Consider the following 4,443-nt stretch of genomic DNA (forward strand, 5'->3'; position numbering starts at 1 on the left):
GCCCCCTCCTACCGGAGCTCCGTTGCCCTCTTCGACATCGACACGCCCACTCCGCCGCGTCCTTGACACCCGGCCGCCGCAGCTAACTACATGGCTTTGCGGCTAGGCCCGGAGAGCCCAGCCAGGCCACGCTCGTGCAGCCGACCGGGCCGACCAGGCGGGCCTCGATCTCCCCCATCACGCCGTACAGGACACGGGCGCGGCCGTCGACTCCGCCTCCGGCCTCCTTGGCCGATCGGGCGATCCGCCGCTCCGGGACGACGACGGTCACGAAGGCCTCGTGTCGCACCCCGGCGGAGGTCATCACCGCGGCAAGTTCGGCGTTGGCCGCCAGCGCCAGCTGCGGAGCGTTCCGGCGAAGGTGGGCATGCTGCCACGCCTCCCGTTCAGCGCCGTCCTCGGGCAGCGTGCGGATCTGCAGGGCGACGACCGACACCAGCTCCGCGGTGGCCGCACCCTCGAGCAGCTCCGCCAGGCCGGCACCCATCCGGGCACGGGCGGCGGCTTCGGACAGTCCGATCCCGGGATGGGTGATCCTGGCGACGACGGCCCAGCTGCGTTCCCGGTGATCGGCCACGACGGCCGGGCGCGCAAGCAGCGGCCCGAACGGTGGGCCGTCGTGCGTCCGGATACCCGACAGCACGCCAGGCAGGTCGGCCTCATCGAGGTTCTCGGCAGTGCCGGCGACAGCCTTGGACTGCCAGTCCGTCCAACCCATGACGACTCCTGTCCAGCGACGCAGGCAGTCCAGGGCCCACTGGAACGCCGAACGGCCTCGCACCGGGACGGCGACCAGCACGATCAGCACCGCCCACACGGGGGCCCACCCCAGCGCCAGCAACCACCGGTGAGCGCCTGCGGCCAGCAGCAGCGGCAGGCCGCCGAGCCCGATCACCACCCACGTCCCGCCACCGAGACCCAGGAACCAGCCCTGCCTGTCCTTCGACCACGACCCGTAGCGGACCGGCCTCGCCGGGGCCGTCACAGCGCCACCGTCGCAGCCGTCTCGGCAGCTGCGGCGCCACCTGGACCGCCAGCCGCCGTCCCCTCGCGGGCCCAACCCGCCAGGCCACCGCGCGGAGCCGGCGGGCTCTGCGGCGGCGTCCCGGTCGGCGGTCCCCCGCTGGACGGCGGTGGACCCGGCGGCGGAGGGGCTCGTGTACCCCCAGCGTCGGCTTCCGGTTCACCGGCCGAGCCACCGTCAGTGGATCCGCCGTCCGAATGGCGGTCAGGATCGGGCCACGACCGGCTGCCGCGTGCCCGTCGACTGCTGCCTACCTCGCTCGGGGGCAGGCCGTAGCCGGGGTGGCCGACACCGGCCGAGCCGAGCACGTCCGTACCGATGGCGCCCGCACGGTGAGCCAGCGAAGTGCCGGCGCCTACAGCGGCGCCGACCCCACCGAGCATCGCGGCCAGCCGACCCGAGGACTGGGCCTCGGCCGCGGCTTCCCCGCCGGACCGGCCGTCACCGCCGCTGTGCGATGCGGCGCCGCTGCCCACCGACTGGTCACCACCGCCGGACAGAACGCCCGACAGACCGCCGGCGTCGGTCCACGACTGACGCAGCGCCGCACCGGACGCGTGGCCCGGATCCACGAACGCCAGCAGGCGGAACAGAACCAGTGGGCAGACCGCGCCGATCGCGATCATGACGGCACCGACGACCGCCATCCCCGCGGCTTGGGTGGTCGAGTCACCGCTGCCCGCGACCACACCGGCGGAGACCTTGACGCCGATACCGAGGACCAGCGAAGCGGTCGGCGCGATGAGCAGACAGGCGATGAACCAGCGCAGGCTCTTCCAGAACCACGTCCTGGTGCTGTCGCTGATCAGCCCGCCGGCGGAGATCGGCGCCGTGGCGGCCAGGATGATCAGCGCCGCCTCCCGGACGAACATGATCACCAGGTAGAAGAACGAGGCGGGGATGAGCAGGAGCAGCGACGAGAGGCCGAGCACGGTGGCCACCGTCGTGTCGACCACCTCGCGGGGCCAGGAGCTGCTGGGGTCGAATGCCGACAGGCTGTCGATGTCCAGCATCGCCTGGAGGATTCCGCGCGACAGCCCCGCCGCAGCGGCGACCAGGGCGCCGGCTATCCCCAGATAACTGATCCACACCAGTCCGAACTGGCCCACACCGAGTAGCACCCGGCCCAGCGACTGCCCGTCGCGACGGATCAGCGCCACGGTCAGCTGGACGAACATCATGACCACCGCGACCGATGCACCGATCCACAGCGTCGTCGGGAGCACCGCGCCCATCGGCCCCTCTGCTGAGAGGTCGGGGGTGGTGAACGCGTCGATGATCTGGAAGGCCAGGGTGAGCAGCCAGAGCCCGGCGGACCACAGACCAATCATGGCGGCCTTCCAGGCACCAGCGACGGCCGCCGAAGCGGCGTCCCCGAGCCAGCTGATCGGACTCAGGTCGATCATCGCCAGGAGGGCGGTACTCGCGGCCGCCGTGCCGCCGGTCAGGAGAGCGTCAGCCATGACGCAGACCCCGGTAGCCGAGGCCGATCGCAAGATCGGTGCCAGGCCACACCGACGGCGCTAGCGCCGGTTCCTCGCCCGGTCCGATCATCCAGCGGTCGCGGTGCCAGACCATCCGTTGGCAGTCCGCGATCGCGCCCCGGGCGGTCTGCTGCATGGTCACGTCGAGCTCGAAGTCCACGCACGGCACGACGAAGTCCGGCCCGACGCTGCCCTTGATCTGACCCATGAGCGGAGTGAGGACGACGGCGAGCTGCGGAGATCCACCACCGGACAGGCCGGCGGCGTTCAGCAATGCGCGCATCGCCTGGACCCCGGACCAGCTGGTAGTCGTGGGGCCGCCCGGCAACGCCCAGGCGGCGATGACGGCCCGGGCGCCGGACAGCGAGCCGGATTGCAGGGCGGTCTGGTCGATGGCCGCCAGCTGCGCCATCGCCCCCTCGGGTGTGCGTGGGAACCCGGTCGGCACTCCCGCCGGTCCGGTGACTGTCGCCCGCGGCAGCAGGATCGGTGGGCCAGGATCGCGGTCCGAGACGGGGCCGGGACGGGAAGCGGACTCCGGCACCGCCGGCATCGGCCTGGCGGCCAGCGCGTCCTTGGCGTCGGCGGTGGACCGCGGGCTGGCCCCGGCGGCCGCCGGCGTCGGGCTGGCGGACGTCCCGACCGATCCGCCGACGTCGTTAACGTCGGCACTGTCCCCAGTCGGCCCGACCGCGTGCAGCACGGCCAGCACCAGACCTGCGACCAGCGCCGCGACCGTCAGCGCTGCCATGACCAGAAGGGCGAGCATCTTCCGTCGGGACCACTGCGGGCTGCGCGGCTCACGGCCGCCTCGGCGAAGTGCCATCAGCAGCCGGTCCCGACGATCGACAGGACGATCACATATCCGACGACGTAGAGGATCGCGCCGACCAAGCAGATCAGGATGCCGTCCATGCCGAGCCGGGCACCGCGCGGATGGTGGGTCACCCGGCCCCAGACGAGCATTCCGACGCTGGCGAAGAAGCAGATCCCCAGGATGGCCAGCACGCCCCACTTCACCCAGGACTGGATCTGATCGGCGTAGACCTGCACGCCGGGCGGTGCAGCCGGACAGACGGCAGCCGCCGTCAGCGTGTCCGCGAGCAAGGTGGTCATCGACGGGTTTCCTCCGGAGTCCGTGCGGGGTCGGTGAGGGCAGCTGACGACCGGGCAGCGCCGCCGGGATGTCCGTCGTCGATCCGCTCGAGGAGTGAGCGGCCGGCCGAGCGGACCGGCCTGGGTAGCGGGGAGGAGGTGGGGCCGGTGACCTCGAGGCGCCGATCCGTCGGCACGGGGATCACGCGACCGGCGGCCCGTAGTGCGCGCAGTCGAGGGCCCAGGCTCGCGGACACCTCGCCAGGCCACCGGCTGGGGCCGACGGCCGCGACCACAACCGGACGGCGTGCCAGTTGCTCCAGCAGCTGCTCGGTCAGCCGCACCCCGGGCACGGTCGGCCGGCAGACGACGACGGGGCGGGCGCGGGCGGCCGCCCCACAGTCCACGCCGTCCGGAGCGGGGACACCGAGGTCGATGACCGTCACCCCCGCGCCCTCGCCGGCTGGAATGGCCGGCCAGTCGCCGGGTGCCACGTCGGTGGCGCGGCGGTCGATGGTGACGCCGGAGCGCACGCCGCGCCGCCACGTGCCGGTGACGTCGGTGCCCAACTCTTCGGACGCCGCGGCGACGAGCCCGGACCGACAGGGATGGGCGATGTCCACAAGGTGGACCCGTCGGTCATCTGCCGCCGCGGCATCACTGATCACCAGCGCCACCGTGGAGGCACCAGCGCCGGCGTGAGCGGCCAGAACTCCTATCCAGCCGGCCCCCGGCTCGCCGCTAAAGATCATTAAGGGCGGTTGTTATAGGAACGATCCGAACTCCAAGCCGGTGCTGGCCAGGAAGCCGACCAGCAGTCCGGGGCGGTACTGCATCCGT

5 protein-coding genes are annotated in these 4,443 nt (G+C 72.5%); all 5 read right to left on the reverse strand.

Translation table 11 applies throughout. The features are described 5' to 3' along the window. Positions 1 to 82: 82 nt before the first annotated feature. Positions 83 to 985, reverse strand: a complete 903-nt coding sequence (locus CNO22_RS25725) for an SCO6880 family protein (RefSeq protein WP_332870107.1) — start codon at positions 983 to 985, stop codon at positions 83 to 85. Beyond that, positions 982 to 2,487, reverse strand: coding sequence for a type IV secretion system protein (locus CNO22_RS25730; protein ID WP_232807359.1), 1,506 nt, complete (start codon positions 2,485 to 2,487; stop codon positions 982 to 984). The genes CNO22_RS25725 and CNO22_RS25730 overlap by 4 nt, the downstream gene beginning before the upstream one ends. Continuing rightward, positions 2,480 to 3,259 (reverse strand): hypothetical protein, encoded by a 780-nt coding sequence (locus tag CNO22_RS25735; protein ID WP_232807360.1) that lies wholly within the window; start codon positions 3,257 to 3,259, stop codon positions 2,480 to 2,482. Before CNO22_RS25735 ends, CNO22_RS25730 begins: the two co-directional genes overlap by 8 nt. Before the next feature lie 74 nt (positions 3,260 to 3,333). Continuing rightward, entirely contained in the window at positions 3,334 to 3,624 is a 291-nt protein-coding gene (locus tag CNO22_RS25740; protein ID WP_100502099.1) for a hypothetical protein, read from the reverse strand. Next, positions 3,621 to 4,172, reverse strand: coding sequence for a hypothetical protein (locus CNO22_RS25745; RefSeq protein ID WP_157937131.1), 552 nt, complete (start codon positions 4,170 to 4,172; stop codon positions 3,621 to 3,623). Before CNO22_RS25745 ends, CNO22_RS25740 begins: the two co-directional genes overlap by 4 nt. Positions 4,173 to 4,443: the final 271 nt, after the last annotated feature.

Origin of the sequence: Geodermatophilus chilensis, assembly GCF_002802985.1 — a bacterium.
Taxonomy (GTDB): domain Bacteria; phylum Actinomycetota; class Actinomycetes; order Mycobacteriales; family Geodermatophilaceae; genus Geodermatophilus; species Geodermatophilus chilensis.